This window comes from Arenibacter sp. 6A1, from assembly GCF_012272855.1.
GTDB lineage: Bacteria > Bacteroidota > Bacteroidia > Flavobacteriales > Flavobacteriaceae > Arenibacter.
On record NZ_JAAXCQ010000032.1, the window covers coordinates 1 to 21,311 of the forward strand.

The following is a 21,311-nucleotide window of genomic DNA, read 5'->3' on the forward strand; positions in this document are numbered from 1 at the left end:
TTAGCTCATTGGGGCATGCCCCAATGAGCTTTAACTATGTACTATTGTTGCCAAATTCTATGTATTCTTATTTACCAAATTCTATGTATTTGTAATTACCGTTTACAACTTTTTGAATATATTGAGTTTAGAATTCCATTTCTTGCTTTTCTGAAGTAGAAAAAAGCTGAGTCTACATTTTGCAAGCGTAGATGATTTTTTCCTATTAGTTCATTAGTTACCGATAAATGGAACAGAATAGTACTATCTCTTTCAATTTTATTAAAATAATTTTTCCCTAGTTGTAGAGAAGCTATAGCTTTTTCCTGTTCTCCTTCTTCCATTGCATAATATGCTAGCTCTTGTTGGAGATTACCCTGAAACCTGAATGAATCTTCATTACGTTCTATTTTTTTACTAGCTTCAATTGCTTTGTTTAATGCTCTTTTCCCTAACCAAGTAATGCCGTTTTCACGATACAATGTAGAAAGAAATCCGTTTAGACTCGCTATACAAAAATTATTAGTATAGATACCATCAGCTTGTCTAATAAGCTTAATGGCCTCATTCTTTAATCCATGTTGTCGTAAAATCCAGGCTCGAAGAAGTAAGGCACTCATATGCTCTCTTTCACTGCTAGAAATTTTGTAAAGATGTTCTGTAGATAATAAAGCCTTTACTGGGCTAGTGGATAATAATTCTTTAGTTATACTATTGTACAAACTATCATAAGCAACATTTTGAGAGAAACATTGGAGATAGGCTAAAACTATAATAAATGTTGACCATCTCATCATATGAAAACCAGTATTTTTTTATTAAAACTATTAAATATTATTTTTTGAACAAGAGCTAATTATACTTTTGAACAGCCATCATTAAACTATAATAAGAAATTAAAAACAAGGTATCACCCTTAAAACTAATGGTCTTTGGAGGGAGAACACGTATGTAAATGTAGCTCCAATACTTGCCAAGTTTCAGAATAGTGCCAGACAGTAAGTAGGTTGATACAAACTTAGCATCCCGGTATCTCTAAAAGTTTATGCATTTAAAATTTATTTGGTGTCCCTAAGGTTTGTTTCAATCCCAGCAACCAATCTACCTAAATCAGCCAGTTTTTTTCTCATATTCTCCACTTGTAGCATCATAAGTAACTACAAAAATTACTTAACGGATCCATCCCATACCACAACAGAATGACTCTCTGTTACAATTAGGTTCCCATTTTCGTCTTTATTGTTTGGGTTAGTTGAGCTACATAATTAATAAAGTAATGAATTTGCTCAATAGACTTATTGTAGGTGTGTGTCACCAAGGTTCTCTCTAGCCATATATAAATCTTCTTTATTAAAGACACGTTTCCACTTCCTATTCTGACATTAATAAAAGTCAATATAAACAGCTTCAACCGCATCAAAATCTAGAGACTGTCCTGTATTATAGATAGGTAAACTCTCTACTTCTAATCCAACAATAGGAGTAAAAGTTTCTGTACTGATTAGTTTTTCTGTGGGCAAAAAGCCTCCTTTAATTGTCTGCTTTTATCTCTAACAAAGTCACGTCATTTGCGTCAGGAATCCCTATTCCTACTTGGCATTTACTTTAAAAGCCAAAAAAATAGCCATAGCTAAAATTGGAATTTTCTTCATATAACATAAATTATTAAAGTCCATTAATAAAGAGTGCCGATTACTGCCTCTAAAAACTTAAATGAATATATTTTCATACTTTTTAATCTTTTATTGTGTTTAATTTTTCTAAATATAACTTCAAAGGTTATTTACTACACATTACTTTAAGAAAAATATAACTATTACGTAAGATTTATTTTTGTTAAAACGAGTTATTTACCAGTTAAAATGTCCGTGTTTTAGATTATTTAAGTTAATCTTACAAATGCTTTATCGAGCAATGCTAATTGAAACACCTGATGGTAGTTTGGATAGTACTTCGGGTATTTGCTTATTGGCATGATCGATAACGACCAAATCCCTAGATTGGGCTGATACTATACTTACTCCAAAAAGGAGGAGCAATAAGAAGGTTGCTATTACTTGCCGATTTTTCTTTTTCATAATTTAGATTATGCTTGATTATTTTAAGACATCAAAGAAAACCTGAAAGCATAGATGATATGGCATAGAAAATAGGCTAAGCGGTGTCTAAATTAAATATAGACACCTGGTTTTTTAGTAAAAAACTACAACAACCGCTTAGTTGCTAGTATTCAGGCTTGCCATCTATTTACTAAACTATATTCTGTGTTGTTTTTCATGATGTTTAAATTAAAAATGGACACCTATTTTGTTCTAAAAAATGTGGGGAAAGAAAACTAAGGCAGTATTTTAGTCTTTCGCATACCGTTATCACGGATTATATAGTGTTATTCTTACATAAACTCTTCCCGATTATATTTTTTTACATGCTTCATACTAAGGTAACTGTTGTAGGAAGTAAAACTTAGGGCGTAATGTTTTTTAAATACGATCCCAGATGGGTTGGTATTTCCATGGGAAATTAGACTAAATAGAAGTATTGTTCCTGATATAAACACGTTTGACCAAAGAAACGCGATTAGGAAAGATGAAAGTTCTACAATATAAAACCATAAATCCCATAAAAAAATAACAACCTACATTTGGTTTCATAAAACTATAAAGAAAACAAATAAGTTCAGGAATTGACTTTGGATTCCTATTATAGGAGTTCTTAAAAAGAAAAAACAAGGCTTTACTTATTTTTTGATACTAATACCCATCAACATCATTTACCAAAGATTGAAATATAGCCATGGCATACCCTGAAATACTCGATTTCCTAGTGCTATGTAAAGCTTCATCAGCATTGGATAAAAACCCAAGTTCCAAAAGTACGGCCGGACTTGTTAATTGGGTTTTCCTGAGCACTTGAAAATTGGCATATTTCCTTCCCCTTATTTTTAAGCCTAGGGAAATATCGAACTCCAATAAAATTGTCCTCGCCAAGTTCTCCGATTCTATTAGAAGCTTCAGATTCATTTTAACGTGAGGATGCTGGAAATAAAATTCAATACAAATTAGAACAGTTTTAAATTTTTTAGATAGGCTTTATAACAATAATTTGAAGAATTAATTGTCATAAAAACTTATTTTAATTCTAAAATCACACAAATTATTTTGGGTTAAGCGCATGACGTCATTTTTAGCCTCCCCACTTTTCTTTGGATTTTGAATTCCCACAATTTCTTGCTTATTTTTGAAAAGGATTTAAACGTCTTCTAATTTATACCGTTTTAAATAGACCTCTACCCCTTCTTCCAAAGCTTCCTTTTTAAATTTTCCAGGTGTTTTATTAAAGTGGTTTTTAAAACATTTAGAAAGGTACTTTGGGTCATTAAATCCAGTGTTACATGCGGCCTCAGAAATAGTATGCTCATATTTAGTGATTAATATGGCAGCTTTCTTCAATCGCAGTAAACGAACAAATTCCACCAAACTTTTCCCCGTTACAGACTGACATTTTCTATATAAACTAGAATACCCCATATTTAGAGACTCGGCCAAGTCTTCCATTTTTAAATGAGGATCTTTCATTCTTTTATCAATTTGGGTCACAAGATTTTCTAAAAACAGCTCATTTTGAGATTTCTCTAAACCCACCTCTGGATGACTGATAACTTCCTTACGATATTTTTGAATAATGTTTTCTTTAGAAGATATAATATTCTGTATTTTAAGAAGCAACTCACCTGTATTAAAAGGCTTATTAATATATTCTATGGCGCCACTTTTAAGTCCTAATATTTTCGCATTCGTAGAATACTTAGCAGTGAGCAAAACTATAGGGATATGTTTGGTCAATTCATCCTTTTGAAGTCTTTTGCACATTTCTACTCCATCTAATAGGGGCATCATGACATCACTTAGAATTAAATCAGGAAGATTACTTTTCGCATAATAAAACCCTTCCTCACCATTCTCCGCTACAATAACATTGTAAAATTTACTCAAAAGTTCTTTTAGAAACATCTGTAAATCATAATTATCTTCTACTAGTAACACGGTTTTAGTTTTAGAATCAAGCATATCATTTTCAAATTCTATACTATTTTCCATAGGGCCATTTTCCGCTATTGCTTCTTGTGGCAAGCTGCTTGTTATTCTTTCATAATCCTGATAAGCGTCTTCTGTAATCGGCAAAGTAATAGTAAACACTGTCCCTTCTACCTCGGTTGATTCTACTTCAATTTTGCCATGATGCAAATCCATAATCTCTTTACTCAGCGCCAAACCGATACCAGTGCCCTCCTGAGTGGTCTTCCCTGATTGGGATTGATAGAACAACTCGAAAATATTCTCTAATTCTCCCTGAGGAATTCCACTTCCGGAATCGCTCACAGATAGTTTAATCGATTTTTTATCATTAATTGGGACGATATTCAAACTAATATTTCCCTCTTTAGGGGTGAATTTAAAGGCATTGGAAAGGAGGTTATATACTACATGTTCTATTTTCTGACGATCATACCATACTCCAGATAAGTTTTTAGGGCAATTAATTACAAAATCGATTCTTTTTTTTCTTGCTAACTCCTTGAACGAACCAGTAATATTTTCAATATCTTGATATAAATTATTTTCTGTTACAGTTAACCTTAACCGATTTAACTCCTTATTTCTAACTAATGTTAACTCCCTTGCAATCTTTGATAGGCGTTGCGCATTATAGGAAATGATTTCTATACGTTCCTTCAATAATAAATTACCGTTTTTTTCTGCCCAACTCAACATTTCATCCAATGGGCTTAATATTAAGGTAATAGGCGTCTGTATCTCGTGCGACATTTTAGTAAAGAAATTCATTTTTAAATCATTCAGCTCCTTTTCTTTTTTATGTATTACGCTTTCAAAAAAATATTTTCTTCGCAACAATAACCAGCGACTTATACTTAGTCCGACAAAAAGCAAAAAAATGAAATAAACAATATAGGCACCCCAACTGTTCCAAAACGGGGGAGCTATACTAATTGCTATCTGTTGCACAGGGATATCCCAAATTCCTTTTTTGGTCCCTGCCTTTACTTCGAACGTATAATTCCCAGGAGGAATATTGGTATATGTAGCCATTCGTTCGGGACGGCTATCTATCCATTCTTTATTAAAGCCTTTTAACCTATAGGCATAATGAAACTTAGGATTAAGAATATCTCCGATGGCTGAAAACTTAAAAGAAAAAGAGGATTGGTTATTCTTTAAATTTAAATTACGAACATTGGTATTGCCACTTTGCACCTGATCCGGAATTAATACGTGTGCTGGTTGATTAAGAACTTCAATTTCCTTGATCTGTAAGGTTGCCTCTTTGGTTTGTTTTTGTAATTTCTCAGGGTTAAAATAATTGACTCCTCTCATCCCTCCAAAATAGAGCCTATTTTCATCATCTTTAAAAGAACTTCTTAAGGTGAACACATCGCTTTGAAAACCGTCCGCAGCATAATAATTTGTTAAAGAATCATTCTTAAGGTTCAAGTGAGAGATTCCTCCGGTTGAACTTAGCCAAATATTATCTTTATCTTCCATTAAGATGGCCGAGAAATTTTGATGTGGAATGTTCTTTAGTTGCTCAAAATTGATAAAAGTATTATTGGTTATATTGTATTGAAACAATGTCCCTCTTTGGCCTATTAACAAAAGTTCTTCTTCTGTCACCTGTGTTATAGACCTTGCAGCATTATTAATTCTATTTCCATGCTGATCAAAAGAATGATCCGTAAAAGATGAGTGGCTGAGATCGCTTAGATTTTCATTAAAATTAAATAGTCCTCCTTCATATAAGCCCAACCAGATAACACCATTGTGGTCCTCATAAATACTTTCTACAATAGTACCATTTAAGCCATGGGAATTGTTATCAAAACATGCCAATAATTCCATAGCATCGGAATAGACATTGATTTGAATATTGGAACCTATCCAAATACGACCCTTACTATCCTTAAAAACAGTCCTAACATCTGTGCCTTCGTGCTTTTTAACATTGTAAAGCTTTATTTTTTTAAACCTATCTTTTTTTATATCGTAATGCCATAGGCCATTTTTATAAGTGCCAAACCACATATTACCTCTCTCATCTTCGGCAATACTTTGAATGTAAAATCCTTTTTCATGGCCATTCTCCTTAAAATATTGGAATTCTTTGGTAATACTATCTTGATGGAACTCTATTTTGGTTATCCCGTCTCCATCCGTTCCCAACCAAAGGGTTCCGCCCTTTGTTCTATAAATACTTAAAACTCTGTGTGTTTTTCCATCCTTAGATCCGGGATGATAAAATATATTATTGTCATTAGAAGGTAATACATTTATCCTTCCATAATTGGTGCAAATCCATATATTATGGTGATTATCCTCACTGATATGCAAGATAGTATTACTGCTTAAGGAAAATTCACTGAAATCATTTTTTGTAAATCGATCAATAGTTCCAGTATTTGAATCTACCCTATACAATCCACCTCCATCGGTACCCACCCAAACATTTCCTTTACTGTCCCCAAAAAGATCCAATATTAATTCATTATCAATAGAATACCTTTCTTTATTAAGAAATTGATCTTGTATAAAAGATTTGGTTTCCATATCATAAACAAAAAGCCCATAGGTCTCCGTTCCTATCCACAAACGATTATGCTCGTCGGCATGCAACCTTACTTTTCCAGGAAACCCCGTAAAAGGCCCCACCACTTCACTAAATTCTTTTGACTTTAATGAATAATCAAAAACCTTACCATCGGCAGTGCTTAAATAAAGCCCAGTGGTGTCTCGTATTTCTATATCGACGATTTTATTTAAGGAAGAACTTATCTTGGCAACTTTGGTTATTAGTTCCATTTTCGAATCTTTAAAACGATATATACTTCCCTTATCCGAAGCTAACCAAAGACTTTTTCCTTTGTTAAAAATTGCTGTAATCAATTCCCCTCTTAACAGACTTTCATTTATTTCCTCATAATTTCCCTTCTTAAAATTGTACCGAACCACCTGTCCCTGATTTGACAACAACCACATATTCCCCTCCTGATCTCTCACCAAGTTATCTACTTTTTCCTTAATATTCTTCGAAGAGAATATAGATTCATTGGAAGTTAATTCAAAGGAATATCCATCATATACCAATATACCACTATAACAAACCATCCAAATATTCCCTAAAAGATCTTGTGTGGTATTGGAAATATTCAAGACTTTATTGTCTACTACTGCGGAGACATGCCTAAATCCAACACTGTTTTGGGCGCACAAACCAAGGCTATAAAAAATAATTACTATTAAAATATTTAATGACTTGCTAAATACCATTTTTCCATTATTAGTGATTATGACATATAAAATATCTGAAAACAAAACCAACTTATCTATAAAGCTAAATCGATTTTTACTGTAAATATATCAATAATACCTCTATTAGTATCCTTCTTAAATTCTCCAAAACCCAAAATTAGGTGGTCATATTCTTCATAAAGGACGACATTTTCCGCAACCCTCCATTTTATCCTAAAATCACCACTTATATGCCTAATAACAAGGATAATAAGTAAAAAAAATAAAACAATTTTGGAAAAAGGTTTTTCAGTTTAAGCCAATTAAAAACATCAATTAAAGAATTATGAATTCAAGAAGAGATTTTGTTAAAAAGTCGATTTTGGCCGGGAGTGGATTATCCCTAATTCCTAATGTATCCTTTGGAGCGATACAAGCCAAGGCCAATGAAAAATTAAACTTAGCCTTTATTGGTATTGGTTTAAGAGGCACCGATCACTTAAACAATGCCTTGAACAGAAAGGATGTCAATATCACCGCTATTTGCGACACGGATCCGGAACGGATTAAATTAGGGCTGACGAAAATTTCTGATGCAGGCTTTAAGAAACCATTAGTATTCGGAAAAAACAATGAAGATTACAAAAACCTATTAGCATTAAAAAATGTTGATGCGGTCATTATTTCCACCCCATGGCTTTGGCATACCAAGATGGCAGTAGATTCCATGAAAGCAGGAAAATACACTGGATTAGAGGTATCTGCAGCCAATACTTTGGAAGAATGCTGGGATTTGGTCAATACCCACGAACAAACCGGATCTCAATTAATGATCCTAGAAAACGTTAATTACCGTCAGGATGTTTTAGCCGTGCTAAACATGGTAAAACAAAACCTTTTTGGAGAACTCTCTCACTTCAGATGTGGTTACCAACACGATCTTAGGGCCGTAAAATTCAATGACGGCAAACAACCCTATGGAGGCGGTGTAGAGTTTGGCGAAAAAGGACTGTCAGAAGCGAAATGGCGCACCCAGCATTCCTTGTTACGCAATGCCGACGTGTATCCTACCCATGGTTTGGGACCAGTGGCTGTTATGGCCGATGTCAATAGAGGCAACAGATTGGTTTCCCTTACCTCCCATGCCTCCAAACCCTTGGGACTTCACAATTATATTGTAAACCACCCAAACGGAGGACCAGACCATCCAAATGCCAAAATAAAATGGAAACAAGGCGATGTGATCACCACCACTATTGAAACCGCCAAGGGAGAAACCATTATCGTTACTCACGATTGTAATCTACCAAGGCCTTACTCTTTAGGGTTTAGGGTACAAGGCGTCAATGGTATTTCGGAATTCGATTACCATACTAAAAGAATTCACATTGAAGGCCGTTCTCCAAATCATCGCTGGGAAGATATGGATACATACATTAAAGAATTCAACCATCCTTTATGGGAAAAATTTGGAGCCAGTGCCAAAAAAGCCGGACATGGCGGAATAGACTTTTTTGTATTGAATGCCTTTGTAGAATCGGCCAAACAAAACATAGCCCCTCCTATGGACGCTTATGATGCTGCAGCATGGAGTGCCATTACTCCTTTGTCTGAACTTTCTCTTGAAAATAACGGCGCCCCGCAAGACTTCCCCGATTTTACACGAGGAAATTGGATTAATCGCCAGCCTTATAATTGGATCAAGGATACTTTTTAAAAAATTTCATTTTAACTAAATACCAATTTAAACTTTATGAGAAAATCAATTAGTTATTTTCTAATCTTTATGCTCGGAATATGCTATTCCTATGCACAAGAAAGAATGGTCAACGGGACCATTTATGACGAAAACGGAGGCCCGTTACCCGGAGCCTCGGTAGTTATTAAAGGTACTTCTAACGGAGTATCGGCAGATTTCGATGGGAAGTTTTCTATTGAGGTCGCTCCTGGAAAAATCTTGCTAGTATCCTATCTAGGATATAAAACCGAAGAGATTACCTTGGGCTATCAAAAAGAGCTCTCTATAGCTTTACAACCAGACAACAACCAATTGGAAGAGGTTGTGGTGACGGCCCTAGGAATTAAAAAAGAGAAAAAGCGTATTGGCTATGCTGTTCAAGAAGTGAAGGGAGAGTCATTACAAAAAGCAATTGCTCCGAATGTGGTAGAATCCCTTACCGGAAAGGTCGCAGGCCTTACCATTGTTAACAGCAATGGGTTTTTCTCGGATCCTGGCATCTACCTTAGAGGAAGCAAGCCTCTAATCGTTATTGATGGCGTCCCTAACCCTACCACCGATATGTGGAACATCAGTTCTGACGATATTGAAAATATATCTGTCTTAAAAGCTGCATCCGCTTCTGCTTTGTACGGTTCTTTGGGGTTAAACGGTGCGATACAAATTACGCTTAAGTCTGGCAGCAATGCGGCCAAAGGAACCACAATTTCTGTAAATTCCTCTACTACGTTTCAGGGCGATTTTACCAGAATCCCAAAGGTTCAAACACAATATGGTCCAGGAAATGCAGGCATCTATGAATTTGACACTGGTGCTCCTGGAAGTAAGGGTAAGAACGATTTTGACTACAATATTTGGGGGCCAAAATTCGACGGAAGGCTACTTCCACAATTTGATTCCCCTGTAGATCCGGTTACGGGCATCCGCCAACCAACACCATGGGTATCCAGAGGCAAGGATAACCTTGGGAATTTTATGGAAACAGGAATTGTAAGCTCCAATAATATATCAGTACAATCAAAAGGCGAGATTGGCAATTTTACCATTTCCAATTCCTACAAGTACTCCAAAGCTTCTGTTCCGGGTGCTAAATTAGATGTAAACACCTTTAGAGTAAGAGGGCTGTTAAATTTGTCCGAAAAAGTTTCTGCAGAAGGTTCCTTACAGCATAACTACCAATATGCTAACAATGCGCCTAGGGCAGATTACGGTCCTACTTCCCCTATCTATACTTTAGCTGTTTGGGGTGGAGCGCATTATGATATCAGAAATTTCAAGGATTTCTGGGAACCTGGAAAAGAAGGTATTAAGCAACGATTCGTAGAGAATTGGAGGTATAACAACCCATATGCATTTGCTCATGGTTTTAAAAAGCCATATACCCGAAATAATGTACTTGGATTTTTAAAATTGAATTATAAAATCAATGATCAATTTAATCTTTCTGCCAGAACCAATTTAACTACAGATTCTAGAATAGTAGATCAAGAAATTGCCGTTGATATTTATAACTACGACATTCCAGACCGTGGAGGAAGATACCGTCATTTTCAAGATAATATTTTTGAATCCAATACCGACTTTTTATTAACCTATAAGAATGATTTCTTTGGAAAAGATTTATCGGTAGATGGTACTTTAGGTGCTAACCAAAGGTATTACAGTTACAACTCTTCCTATGCTGAAACTACACAATTGGTAGTTCCTGGAATATTTAAGTTAAATAATTCGGCCGATCAGGTAACCCCTAGCAGTACAAAACAAGAAAAAGGAGTAAGCAGTGGTTATGCTACCTTGGACCTTGGGTATAAGAATTTATTTTTCTTTGGAGTTACCGGAAGGGTAGACAAATCTTCTACCATGCCTGCTAAAAATGATACTTTTTTCTATCCTTCAGTGTATGCTAGCACCCTATTGCACGAAATATTCACTTTGCCAAAGGCAATTGATTTTCTAAAATTAAGAACTGCCTATGCAAAGGTAGGTGGAGATTTAGGCATTTACGATGCTGTAAACGCGTATAATACAGGAGGTCGATACAGAGATTTACCGGTAGCCTCTTATCCTAGTGTCATAGACAATCCCAATATTTCACCTTCATTCAATACCTCATATGAGTATGGAATAGAGGCTAAATTCTTTAAAAATAGGTTTGGCTTTGAAGCTTCTTATTTTGAGAACAATTATGGGCCCCAAATTTTTACACAAAGATTTTCCCAAACCTCAGGTTTCAGCGGAATTCGCGAAAACGGAAGAACCACTCAAAGACGTGGTTACGATTTTACGGTTAACATAACTCCTGTTAGAAGCGATAATTTTAATTGGACAACCCTAATTAACTTTAGTTCTTACAAAGATTATCTTACTTCTTTACCGCCATTACCAGATGGTACCCAGCCAGAAAAAGAAGGTAGAACCTTTGTTGGAGGAGTTCTTGATGATCTTTGGTATTACGAATGGGAAAAGTCTCCAGACGGGCAATTGGTTATTCAGTCTAATGGCTTACCTAAAAGAACTGAAATATACCGAAACTTAGGAAATACTCAGGCCGATTTTACTACTAGTATTAGTAACTCTTTAAACTATAAAAACATCTCCCTTTCCTTTTTGTTGGATGCTCGTGTTGGTGGAACAACGCTAGATCGCTATGAAAGGGATTTATGGCGTTCCGGCTCTCATCCAAACTCAGTACATCCAGAAAGAGAGTTGTCCAATATCGCCTATGCGAACGGTGGGGATGCCAAGACCATGCAAATTCCAGGGGTCGCTGTGGTAAGCGGAAGTTTATCCTATGATCCAGAAGGGAATGTAGTAGACGACACTAGGGTTTTTGAAGAAAGCAGTGCTCGTATAGATTACCAGTCATGGGCTCAATCTTATAAAGCAGCCTATGAAAGCAATATCATTGAAAAAACCTTTGTGAAATTACGAGAAGTAACCTTGACGTATGACCTTCCTAGTTCATTATTAAAGAAGACCTTCCTGAACACTGCTTCTGTTTCTGTAGTGGGTAGAAACCTTCTTTACTGGACCAAAGACCATACTTATGGAGATTTAGACACATATACTGTAAGTAGAGGGTCTACCAATTTGCAATTCCCATCACAAAGAACATATGGGTTTAACATCAACCTACAATTTTAAAAATAATAAAATGAAAAAAATAAGAAACTCAATAGTACTATTGTTCGGTTTTTTGTCGATCAGTAGCTGTATGAAATATGACGACCTTAGGGAAAACCCCAATGATCCGGTTTCTGTCCCCCCTAGCCTATTGTTCACCAGTGTTGTTCCCAAACCGATTTCTGCCTTTACGGACAGTTATTCTTTTGCACAATACCATATCCGTAACAACTCTGATGGCACCCCCGTAGACTACCGTTTTGGCAACGGGGGGTTCAATTATGGCTATTTAAGGGATATTAATAAAATGGTGGAAGAGTCTGAAAAGTCCGGTGCCCCAGTCTATGGCATTTTGGCCAAATTTTTAAAGGCATATTACTATATTGATATGAGCAGGGAACTTGGAGATGTACCTCTTGTCGAGGCTATGAAAGGAGCCGATAACCCTCAACCTAAATATGATACTCAAAAATCGGTTTACGAGCAATCCCTTAACTGGTTAAATGAAGCGAATTTGGAATTGGGTCAATTTATCAGCACAAACCCTACTTATATCTTAGACGGAGATTTTTATTACAACGGTAATCTTCGACTTTGGCAAAAGGCAATAAACAGTTATACCCTTAGGGTATTGGTCTCTTTGAGTAAAAGGGCCAATGATGGAGGGATTAACGTTGCCGAACGCTTTGCTAATATCATCAATAATCCAAATACCTATCCTTTGATGGCTAGTTCGGATGATAATATGCAAATTTTACATCAAGATAAGGATGGTTTTAGAGGCCCTTACAACCCCGACAATGCCGCCTATAGGGTTGATATCGTATTAGGAAAAACTTATATCGATTTATTGAAAAACAATAAAGACCCAAGGCTGTTTAAGGTTGCAGACCCAACCCCTAATGCCTTGGCGGCTAACCCGGATGAGGCTGCTGTTAGAGCTGATTTTAATGCATACGAGGGAGCAGATATTGCTGCCTCTACCGCTTCTAACAGTATTAAAAGGGTCAACGGTGATTTATCGTACCCAAATGAAGAGCGATTTTGGAATTATGTAGGGCAACCATCCGTTTTCCTAGGATATTCCGAACAAGAATTAAATATTGCAGAAGCTGCCCATAGAGGATGGATAACAAATGACGCCAAGGTTCATTATGATAATGGGGTATCGGCTTCCATGGAGTACTATGGAGTGACTGCCGAAGCCATCACTAACTATCTTACCATAGAGGCACCATATGTTGCCGGTGCTCAAGGGCTACAGAGAATTCATGAACAAATGTACCTTGTCTTTGCCGAAAACTCTAGGTGGGAAGGCTTCTTTTTAAACCGAAGAACTGGAGTACCTCAATTTGCTTTTTCTAGCCAAAACAATGTAGAAAAACTACCGCTACGTTGGGCCTATCCATCGGCGGAAGACTCTGATAACCGTGAAAATTATCGAGCTGCCCTAAGATCACAGTTCGGAAATGAAATAGATGACAGGGATCAAGTTATGTGGCTAATCCAAGACTAAACCTAAAATAACTACATTATTATGAAGAAAATAACAACCATATTACCACTCACATTTGCCTATAAATTATTTGCGGCATGTAGTATTTTATTTTTTCTAAGTTGTTCCGAAGACGAACAAGGTTGGCAGGATCAGCGCTATACAGAAAATTTTGAATTCTATATTTCGCATCCCAACCCCATAACAGGAGAAGCGTATACCGAAGAAGAACTAGAAGGGTTAAGTTACAACCCAAAGGAAAAGGAGTCGTATAGTGAGGGTCAACCAATAAATTTAGCTCTGGTCTCTTTAAAAAAACCTTTAGAGGTAAAAGTGTTATTAGGAAAGGATCTTTCTCTTTTAGAAACTATCACCGAATTTAACACTGTTAATCAGCAATACATCAGCGCTGATTTTGAAACCACTTTAGAAAAGCTAGGTTTAATACAAATAGGAGACAAGGCCGTATTGAAGTTCGAAATCCTGTTTGAAGACGGTTCTATAGGAGCTTCCTTTTTTGAAATTAAACATGTAAAGGTAAAAGACACTAGTATACCCGTAGACTTTTTTGTTTACCTTAAAAAACAAGTAGGCGAAATTATCGGGTTACCCACAGAGGATGAAGTCTCTTCTAGGGTAAAGGATCCAAAAGTAGGTTCTATCCTTACCTTTAACGGAGCCTCTGACAAAGTGGAAATTACGGATAACGGATCATTAAATTTCAGGTATACTGAAGATTTTTCCGTTGGTATATGGGTAAACACCACCGCCGCCAACAGTGACCCTTCCATTATTGGGGATAAAGATTGGGGCAGTGGCACTAATCCAGGATTTGTATTTGCATTTACCGGCAATAGTGGTTGGAAATTAAATGCAGGAGATGGTGCTAATAGAATCGATGTAAGTGGCAATGCTATCAATGACGGAGAATGGCATTTTTTAATGGCCACCTTTGACCGTGATGGCAACGCTACAATTTACGAAGATGGAGTTGTTGCAGGCAGTACGGACATGTCCGCTATAGGAAGCATGGAAAGCGGAAACCTTATTCATTTAGCACAGGACGGAACCGGTTCTTATGGCGCTTGGTATCAAGGAAGTATAGGAGAAACCTATATATACGATTATGCATTAAGTGCCTCTGAAGTAGCTGAGCTTTCTGGTGTTAAAACCGGAGTTAAATTACACACTCAAAACGGAAGTACTTCTAATATTGCTGTTACCAACCAAGGTGGAACAACTATTGGGGTTGATGCTAACAAATATACTTTTAGCTATAATGGTACCGATGGATATTCTACTATAACCGATGATTCTAAATTGGATTTTAGATATGGCAATGATTTTACAGTTGCTCTATGGGTAAAAACTACAGCTACCAATAGCGATCCATCTATGATAGGTGACAAGAATTGGGCCGCTGGAGCCAACAAAGGGTTCATATTTGCCTATACCGGAGGCACTTGGAAAATGAATGCCGGAGATGGGACCAACCGAATAGACATAAAAGGAAACATCATTAATGATGGCGAATGGCATTTAATTTCTGTGACCTTCGATAGGGATGGCAACGCCATCGCCTACCAAGATGGTGTAGAAGTAGGCAGTGTTGATATGTCCTCTATTGGAGACATGAACAGTTCTTTTCCTATTAATTTGGCACAGGACGGCACAACGGCCTATGGCGATTGGTTTCAAGGAGAATTGGCGAATATTGCCATATATGATTACGTTCTTACTCCAGAGCAAATGACCAGTTTATACAATGAATAATTTTTTTTAGTTGAGTTTTTTAGTTGAGTTTGTTAATAATAGGGAGGGGAATTGGTTACCCCTCCTTATTAGTTTTAATAGTAACGCAATTTGACATATTTAAAAACTTCTATTATATCACCACATTTTAATACCCAATGAAAAAGAAACTAACAACGATTCTAATGGTTATGGCGCTTATCGGTTGCCATAAGTCCAGTAGGTCCGAAACCCCTACACCGGATACGAACGAAAAGACCAAAAAGGTATTGATCATAGGAATCGATGGTTGTAGACCCGATGTTTTAGATATTGCTAATACTCCTCATTTGGACAATTTAATTAGTAATGGCACCTATTCTTTAGATGCCAGGAATACCGGAATTACTAGAAGTGGTCCAGGATGGACTTCGATGCTTACCGGAGTTTGGGAAGATAAGCATAAGGTCGTAGACAATACCTTTGAAGGATATAACCATAGCAATTACCCTCATTTATTTAAACGGATAAAAGAATACGACTCAAATTATAAAACTGTTTCAGTTTCCCAATGGCACCCTATCAATACCAAAATTGTACGCTCTACCGCAGACATTATTTCTAATGTCCCAGATAGTAGCCTAGAAGTAGAACGAAAGGCAATAGCCCATCTTAAAGAAACGGATTTGACAGCCATTTTTGTGCATTTTGACGATGTAGATCATGCCGGGCATTCGACTGGGTTTAGTAGCAATAACCCCAAATATATCTCGGCTATTGAAACGGTAGACCAATCTATTGGCAAGATCATGTCGGCATTAAAGACCAGAAAAACTTATGAGAAGGAAGATTGGCTAATTTTAGTAAGCACAGATCACGGTGGTATTTCCAATAACCATGGTGGGAATTCTGACGAGGAGCGCACCATTTTTATTATAGCAAGTGGCGATAGTATTGCGAAAAGAAAAATCAGCAAAACTACTACAAAAACAACTGTCCTTAATTCAAAAGATTGTTTGGAAAATTCTACGGAATTAAACTTTGATGTCGATGGTTTTGTAAACATTCCGGAGAATAAGGCATACAATTTTGGCACTACCCAAGATTTTTCTATCGAATGCCGTATTAAATCTGACTATGCTGGCGATGTACATATTGTAGGCAAAAAAAATTGGGATAACGGAACTACTCCAGGGTATATCTTTTCCTTTAAAACCAATACTCAAAAATTTAAAGTCAATATTGGAGATGGCAATCAACGGGCAGATTTAGAAACTTCTAAAGTAACCGATAACCAATGGCATACCCTCAGTGCTACCTTTGACCGCGATGGAATGCTTAAGGTATATATTGACGGTGTATTTTCTAACGAAGTTTCCATATCAACGATCGGTAATATAGACAATGATTTGTCATTTACTATTGGTGCCGACGGCAACAATAAATACCATTTTAATGGTTCCATAGCCGAAGTGAGAATTTTTAACACCGTATTAGCTCCTGAAGAAATCGATACATGGCAGTGTACTACATTGGATCAAACCCACAAGAACATTGAAAATTTAATCGGGTATTGGAAAATGGACGATGGTCGAGGCACACGGATCGAAGACTACAGTACATCCAAAAACCATGCAGTCCTTAGCGGGGCTAAATGGGAAAAGGTTCAATCAGAAATTGTTGTTGAACAACATAACTATAAAGACACCCCTAGAACTGTAGACGTTATGGTTACCGCTCTTAACCATTTATGCATTCCCATTTCCCCTTCCTGGAGTTTAGATGGGCGGTCTATTATTTCAACGGAATGCTCTGATTAGGAACAAAAAATTAACATTAAAAAATTTAACTTCTATTAATTCTATAAATATGAAAATGATAAAAACAATGTTGCTGCTAATAGTAGCTTTGACAGGTCTTCCATACTCTTGCGACAAAACCGAAGCACCATCCGAAAAGGAAATTAAAGCAGTAAAATCTGCTGATCTCATTCTTAATATTCCATGTCAGGGAAACAGTTGGGTCCTTAATAATTCGGAAGCTACTTCCAAAATAGTAGTTGATGGAGGGATAAAAAACTGGACCGATTCTAAAAACAAGATCCGCACCTATTTCTATGCACATACTACGGGTTCTATTTCCATTGGCCTTCTAGCAAAATTTACTTCGCCCACTACCTTAAAAATTACGGTCGAAAATCAGAGCGAAGAAGTTACTTTTAACCCTAGTACCAATTATGACAAACATATCGTTGGAAAGTTTAACATTTCTAAAACTGGCTATCAATACGTAGAATTGGAGGGATTGAAAAAGGAAGGAAATTCCTTTGGTGATATATCCGATATAGTATTAGGCGGCTCTAAATGGTCTTCCAAAATTAGTTTTATCAATTCTGATTGGTTTTATTGGGGAAGAAGAGGTCCATCGGTACATTTAAACTACGAAGAGCCTGCTGGAAAGAACATCACCTATTTCTACAACGAGGTGACTGTCCCTGAAGGCAATGACCACATTGGTTCTTATTTTATGGCTAATGGATTTTCATCTGGATACTTCGGAATGCAAGTGAATTCAACAACGGAAAGAAAGGTCTTATTTTCAGTTTGGAGTGCCTATGACACCCAAGATCCTAATAATATCCCAGAGGAGTATAAGGTTATTCCCTTAGGTTCCGGATCCGATGTTACCGTAAAAGAATTTGGTAATGAGGGCTCTGGAGCACAGAGTTATTTTTCTTTTCCATGGAAAGCCGGAACTACCTATAAGTTTTTGTTAAAAGGTGAATCTAAAAAAGCCAACACTATAGACTATACCGCATATTTCTATGCTCCCGAAGTTGACGAATGGAAGTTAGTGGCAAGTTTTAGAAGACCTTATAGTACTGATGCCCATTTAACACGTTTACACTCATTTTTAGAAAATTTTTATACCGAACAAGGTGCCAATGGCAGAAAAGCAAATTACTCCAACCAATGGGTATACGATACTACAGGGCAATGGAATGAAATGACTTCAGCTATTTTTACTACGGACAACACGGGGCAAAAAGGTGTTCGTTTAGATTATGCGGGAGGTTCGGAAGCCACTTCTTTTTACCTAAAAAACTGTGGTTTCTTAAGTGATAAGGTTACGCATAATTCTCCCCTACAAAGAACCGCCACAGGGCAAGCCCCTACTATTGATTTTTCTAAGCTAGAAGTTCCGACACTACCTGAAGTACCCGAATATGAATCTTTGGATAGGACCGCATGGAAAGTTATAGACTACAGCACCCAGGAAGATAAGGGCGGCGAAGGATCTACAGGACTTGCTGCTCATATTTTAGACGGAAACCTAGATACCTACTGGCATTCTTGTTGGGCTTCCTGTGATGCCTCTCACCCCCATTACATTACTGTGGATATGGGAGCCACAACCACTTTTGATGGATTAAAATTCACCCAAAGGCAAAACCTTTCCAGAACCGTAAAAGATGTTGAAATACAGGTGAGCCAAGACAATAAGAGCTGGACTAGTTTAGGTGATTTCACCCTTCGAAATGAGAAAACCGAACAACATATTGAGCTCTCGGAATCTAAAGAATTTAGATATTTTAAATTTATAGTCAAAACCGCTTTTGATGGAAGTAAAAATGCCGCTTTGGCAGAACTAAACCTATTTGTTAAAAAGTAGTGGTTCTATAATTTAAATAGACCACAATGGACTTTGCTTTATAAAACAGCAAAGTCCATTATGGTCCTTCCAACTATATCATATATAAAAAGATCATTTTAACAATTAAACATACGAGCATGAGTAAAATTTTAATAACCGGAGCTAGCGGTCAAATTGGTTCTGTGCTAACCGAGAAATTAAAAGAGAAATATGGTACTGATAATATCATTGCTACCGACCTACACCATAATCCCAATTATTTAGGGCAATTTGAAATATTGGATGTTACCGATTTCGAGGCCCTTCAAAAATTAGTGGAAAACAAAGGCATTAGTCAAATATATCATCTGGCCGCAATCTTATCTGCCAACGGAGAAAAGTTCCCTTTAAATACCTGGGACATCAACATGAAAACTTTTTTCAATGTCTTGGAAGTAAGCCGATTACACAATATAGAAAAGGTATTTTATCCAAGTTCCATAGCCGTTTTTGGAAATAACGTCGAAAGGGTCAATACCCCCCAATCTTCAAACCTAACCCCATCTACCGTATACGGAATGAGCAAGGTGGCCGGAGAAAATTGGGCCAAATATTATACTGAAAAATACGGACTAGATATCCGATCTATACGTTATCCTGGTATTATTGGATATCAATCTTTACCTGGTGGCGGCACTACAGACTACGCCATTGATATTTTTCATAAAGCCATCAACCAAGAAGAGTTTGAATGCTTTTTAGGACCAGACACTATGCTTCCAATGATATATATGGACGATGCTATTAGGGCTACCATTGAGTTAATGGAGGCCCCAAAAGAAATGTTACGAATTAAAACATCTTACAATCTTGTAGGCATGAGTTTTACTCCGGAGACATTGGCTTCTGAAATTCAACAGATATATCCGAATTTTAAGATTCGCTACCGACCAGATTACCGACAGCAAATTGCTGATTCTTGGCCCATGAGTATTGACGACACCGATGCCCGAATAGATTGGGGCTGGCAACCTAAATATGGCTTAAAGCGTATGATACAAGATATGATCGTAAATTTAAACCCATCACTACAGTTTACACGTTAGTTTAAAAATGTCAGGTATGGTTCCAAATAAAAAAGCTGTTAAGCATCGAAAGATTTTAAACTAACAGACTCCTTTTTACAACAAAACCCTATAACTCATGACTCATAAAAAAAAGGGAGAAACTTAAAGCTTCTCCCTTTCTTATTGTCCTAACATTTTAGAATTTTAATTTTTAGCTTCTTTAACAAAATCGGCTTCAATCACTATTTTTCTAGACCAAGCCATTCCCAAAGTTATTAGGTTCAGGAAAAAATTGTCTACACTTGTAGTAACCTTAACCGAGGTATTTATGACGGCATCCGGTTTTTTCTCCGCAATCTCATCTGCCAATATTTCTGATATTTCAAAGGTAGATGTCCAATCAAAATTAACGTTCTTTTTTACCGTAATATGTTCTACTATTTCAACTTTTTCCGTTGGTTGATTGTATAGCATTGGCACCGCTGCCTTTCCACTGATACGTGCTATGGTACAAGATTGCAAAAGTATTGTAATCATTAAAAAAGGTGGAAGTAATTTTTTTTTGCTCATGTGTTTATAAATTAGTTAATTCTATCCTACTTATTAATTATGGTATTTTTAAGTTAAAGAAATCCTTTTATTAGCCTTTTTTCTAAAAAAACACCCAGCTATTCCTTCATAAAGGTCATGTCTCCATTACGGTTATAATAGAGTATTTTAGCAATCATATTGCTTTTTGAAGTAAAACAAAAAAGGGAGGAATCCATTCTGAATTTTCCCCTTTTTATGTACTCCACTTTATAGGTTGTAACCGAAAATTTACGAAATAACATCAATAATATTTCCGATTTTAGAGTATCTTTTAGAAACTTCTTTTATTCCTATTCTTTCTTTTTTATAAAAACAACGCCATAAGAATCATTCCCTATATCACCTCTGACCATAGCCTGTATTTTAAATTCTGCTCCGGTTTCATATTCATCAATCTTTATATGATAGGAATTCGCATTAGAAGAGGTCCCTGTTTCTCCCAAATGCTTATCGGCGGTAATTAACTGTCTGTTTTTATAAACAGATATGCCTTCAATTTCTAATTTATGGGCTCCGTCGGTATAAATAAATGTTATTTCATAGGTGCCATTACCATCAATTTTACCGGTAGCATTCAATTCTAATGCTGCAAATTCTGCCCCTTTAATAAGTGCTGGTTTCCATTCGCCCAACAGCGTCCCGAATTTTTTATA

13 protein-coding genes are annotated in these 21,311 nt (G+C 36.5%); 7 read left to right on the forward strand and 6 right to left on the reverse strand.

The window, feature by feature from the left end; genetic code table 11:
- Positions 1 to 95 precede the first annotated feature (95 nt).
- The 4 genes from HCG49_RS18005 to HCG49_RS18020 form a co-directional block, all read right to left on the reverse strand.
- The gene (locus tag HCG49_RS18005; protein ID WP_168470872.1) at positions 96 to 776 is read right to left on the reverse strand and encodes a hypothetical protein; all 681 of its coding nucleotides are present in this window, start codon (positions 774 to 776) and stop codon (positions 96 to 98) included.
- Positions 777 to 1,883: 1,107 nt separating this feature from the next.
- Entirely contained in the window at positions 1,884 to 2,057 is a 174-nt protein-coding gene (locus tag HCG49_RS18010) for a hypothetical protein (RefSeq protein WP_168470873.1), read from the reverse strand.
- 672 nt (positions 2,058 to 2,729) lie between these two features.
- Entirely contained in the window at positions 2,730 to 2,999 is a 270-nt protein-coding gene (locus HCG49_RS18015; protein WP_168470874.1) for an N-acetylmuramoyl-L-alanine amidase, read from the reverse strand.
- A 228-nt stretch (positions 3,000 to 3,227) separates the two neighbouring features.
- Complete coding sequence (locus tag HCG49_RS18020; RefSeq protein WP_168470875.1) at positions 3,228 to 7,319, reverse strand: two-component regulator propeller domain-containing protein; 4,092 nt, start codon at positions 7,317 to 7,319, stop codon at positions 3,228 to 3,230.
- Positions 7,320 to 7,626: 307 nt separating this feature from the next.
- Here HCG49_RS18020 and HCG49_RS18025 point away from each other — a divergent pair, with 307 nt between their 5' ends.
- The 7 genes from HCG49_RS18025 to HCG49_RS18055 all read left to right on the forward strand — a co-directional run bounded on the left by HCG49_RS18025 (position 7,627) and on the right by HCG49_RS18055 (position 20,106).
- The gene (locus HCG49_RS18025; protein ID WP_168470876.1) at positions 7,627 to 8,997 is read left to right on the forward strand and encodes a Gfo/Idh/MocA family protein; all 1,371 of its coding nucleotides are present in this window, start codon (positions 7,627 to 7,629) and stop codon (positions 8,995 to 8,997) included.
- 36 nt (positions 8,998 to 9,033) lie between these two features.
- Positions 9,034 to 12,162 (forward strand): SusC/RagA family TonB-linked outer membrane protein, encoded by a 3,129-nt coding sequence (locus tag HCG49_RS18030; protein ID WP_168470877.1) that lies wholly within the window; start codon positions 9,034 to 9,036, stop codon positions 12,160 to 12,162.
- Positions 12,163 to 12,172: 10 nt separating this feature from the next.
- Positions 12,173 to 13,657 (forward strand): SusD/RagB family nutrient-binding outer membrane lipoprotein, encoded by a 1,485-nt coding sequence (locus HCG49_RS18035; protein WP_168470878.1) that lies wholly within the window; start codon positions 12,173 to 12,175, stop codon positions 13,655 to 13,657.
- Between the two features lie 21 nt (positions 13,658 to 13,678).
- Entirely contained in the window at positions 13,679 to 15,409 is a 1,731-nt protein-coding gene (locus HCG49_RS18040) for a LamG domain-containing protein (RefSeq protein WP_168470879.1), read from the forward strand.
- Between the two features lie 137 nt (positions 15,410 to 15,546).
- Complete coding sequence (locus HCG49_RS18045) at positions 15,547 to 17,187, forward strand: alkaline phosphatase family protein (RefSeq protein WP_168470880.1); 1,641 nt, start codon at positions 15,547 to 15,549, stop codon at positions 17,185 to 17,187.
- Positions 17,188 to 17,236: 49 nt separating this feature from the next.
- Positions 17,237 to 19,039 carry a DUF3472 domain-containing protein gene (locus tag HCG49_RS18050; protein WP_168470881.1) on the forward strand — a complete coding sequence of 601 codons (1,803 nt, stop codon included), beginning with the start codon at positions 17,237 to 17,239 and terminating at the stop codon, positions 19,037 to 19,039.
- A 119-nt stretch (positions 19,040 to 19,158) separates the two neighbouring features.
- The gene (locus tag HCG49_RS18055) at positions 19,159 to 20,106 is read left to right on the forward strand and encodes an NAD-dependent epimerase/dehydratase family protein (RefSeq protein WP_168470882.1); all 948 of its coding nucleotides are present in this window, start codon (positions 19,159 to 19,161) and stop codon (positions 20,104 to 20,106) included.
- 165 nt (positions 20,107 to 20,271) lie between these two features.
- Here HCG49_RS18055 and HCG49_RS18060 read toward each other — a convergent pair whose 3' ends face one another.
- Together HCG49_RS18060 and HCG49_RS18065 are read right to left on the reverse strand one after the other, a co-directional pair.
- A complete protein-coding gene (locus HCG49_RS18060) occupies positions 20,272 to 20,637 on the reverse strand; it encodes a hypothetical protein (protein WP_168470883.1) in 366 nt (121 codons plus the stop codon).
- Positions 20,638 to 20,948: 311 nt separating this feature from the next.
- Positions 20,949 to 21,311: hypothetical protein (locus HCG49_RS18065; RefSeq protein ID WP_205764439.1), on the reverse strand; the 363-nt coding region annotated here is incomplete at its 5' end.

Excerpts from the sequence above, each read along its gene's own strand:
- HCG49_RS18005 (WP_168470872.1), bottom strand. The coding sequence starts at position 776 with ATGATGAGATGGTCAACATTTATTATAGTTTTAGCCTATCTCCAATGT.
- HCG49_RS18010 (WP_168470873.1), bottom strand. The coding sequence starts at position 2,057 with ATGAAAAAGAAAAATCGGCAAGTAATAGCAACCTTCTTATTGCTCCTC.
- HCG49_RS18015 (WP_168470874.1), bottom strand. The coding sequence starts at position 2,999 with ATGAATCTGAAGCTTCTAATAGAATCGGAGAACTTGGCGAGGACAATT.
- HCG49_RS18020 (WP_168470875.1), bottom strand. The coding sequence starts at position 7,319 with ATGGTATTTAGCAAGTCATTAAATATTTTAATAGTAATTATTTTTTAT.
- HCG49_RS18025 (WP_168470876.1), top strand. The coding sequence starts at position 7,627 with ATGAATTCAAGAAGAGATTTTGTTAAAAAGTCGATTTTGGCCGGGAGT.
- HCG49_RS18030 (WP_168470877.1), top strand. The coding sequence starts at position 9,034 with ATGAGAAAATCAATTAGTTATTTTCTAATCTTTATGCTCGGAATATGC.
- HCG49_RS18035 (WP_168470878.1), top strand. The coding sequence starts at position 12,173 with ATGAAAAAAATAAGAAACTCAATAGTACTATTGTTCGGTTTTTTGTCG.
- HCG49_RS18040 (WP_168470879.1), top strand. The coding sequence starts at position 13,679 with ATGAAGAAAATAACAACCATATTACCACTCACATTTGCCTATAAATTA.
- HCG49_RS18045 (WP_168470880.1), top strand. The coding sequence starts at position 15,547 with ATGAAAAAGAAACTAACAACGATTCTAATGGTTATGGCGCTTATCGGT.
- HCG49_RS18050 (WP_168470881.1), top strand. The coding sequence starts at position 17,237 with ATGAAAATGATAAAAACAATGTTGCTGCTAATAGTAGCTTTGACAGGT.
- HCG49_RS18055 (WP_168470882.1), top strand. The coding sequence starts at position 19,159 with ATGAGTAAAATTTTAATAACCGGAGCTAGCGGTCAAATTGGTTCTGTG.
- HCG49_RS18060 (WP_168470883.1), bottom strand. The coding sequence starts at position 20,637 with ATGAGCAAAAAAAAATTACTTCCACCTTTTTTAATGATTACAATACTT.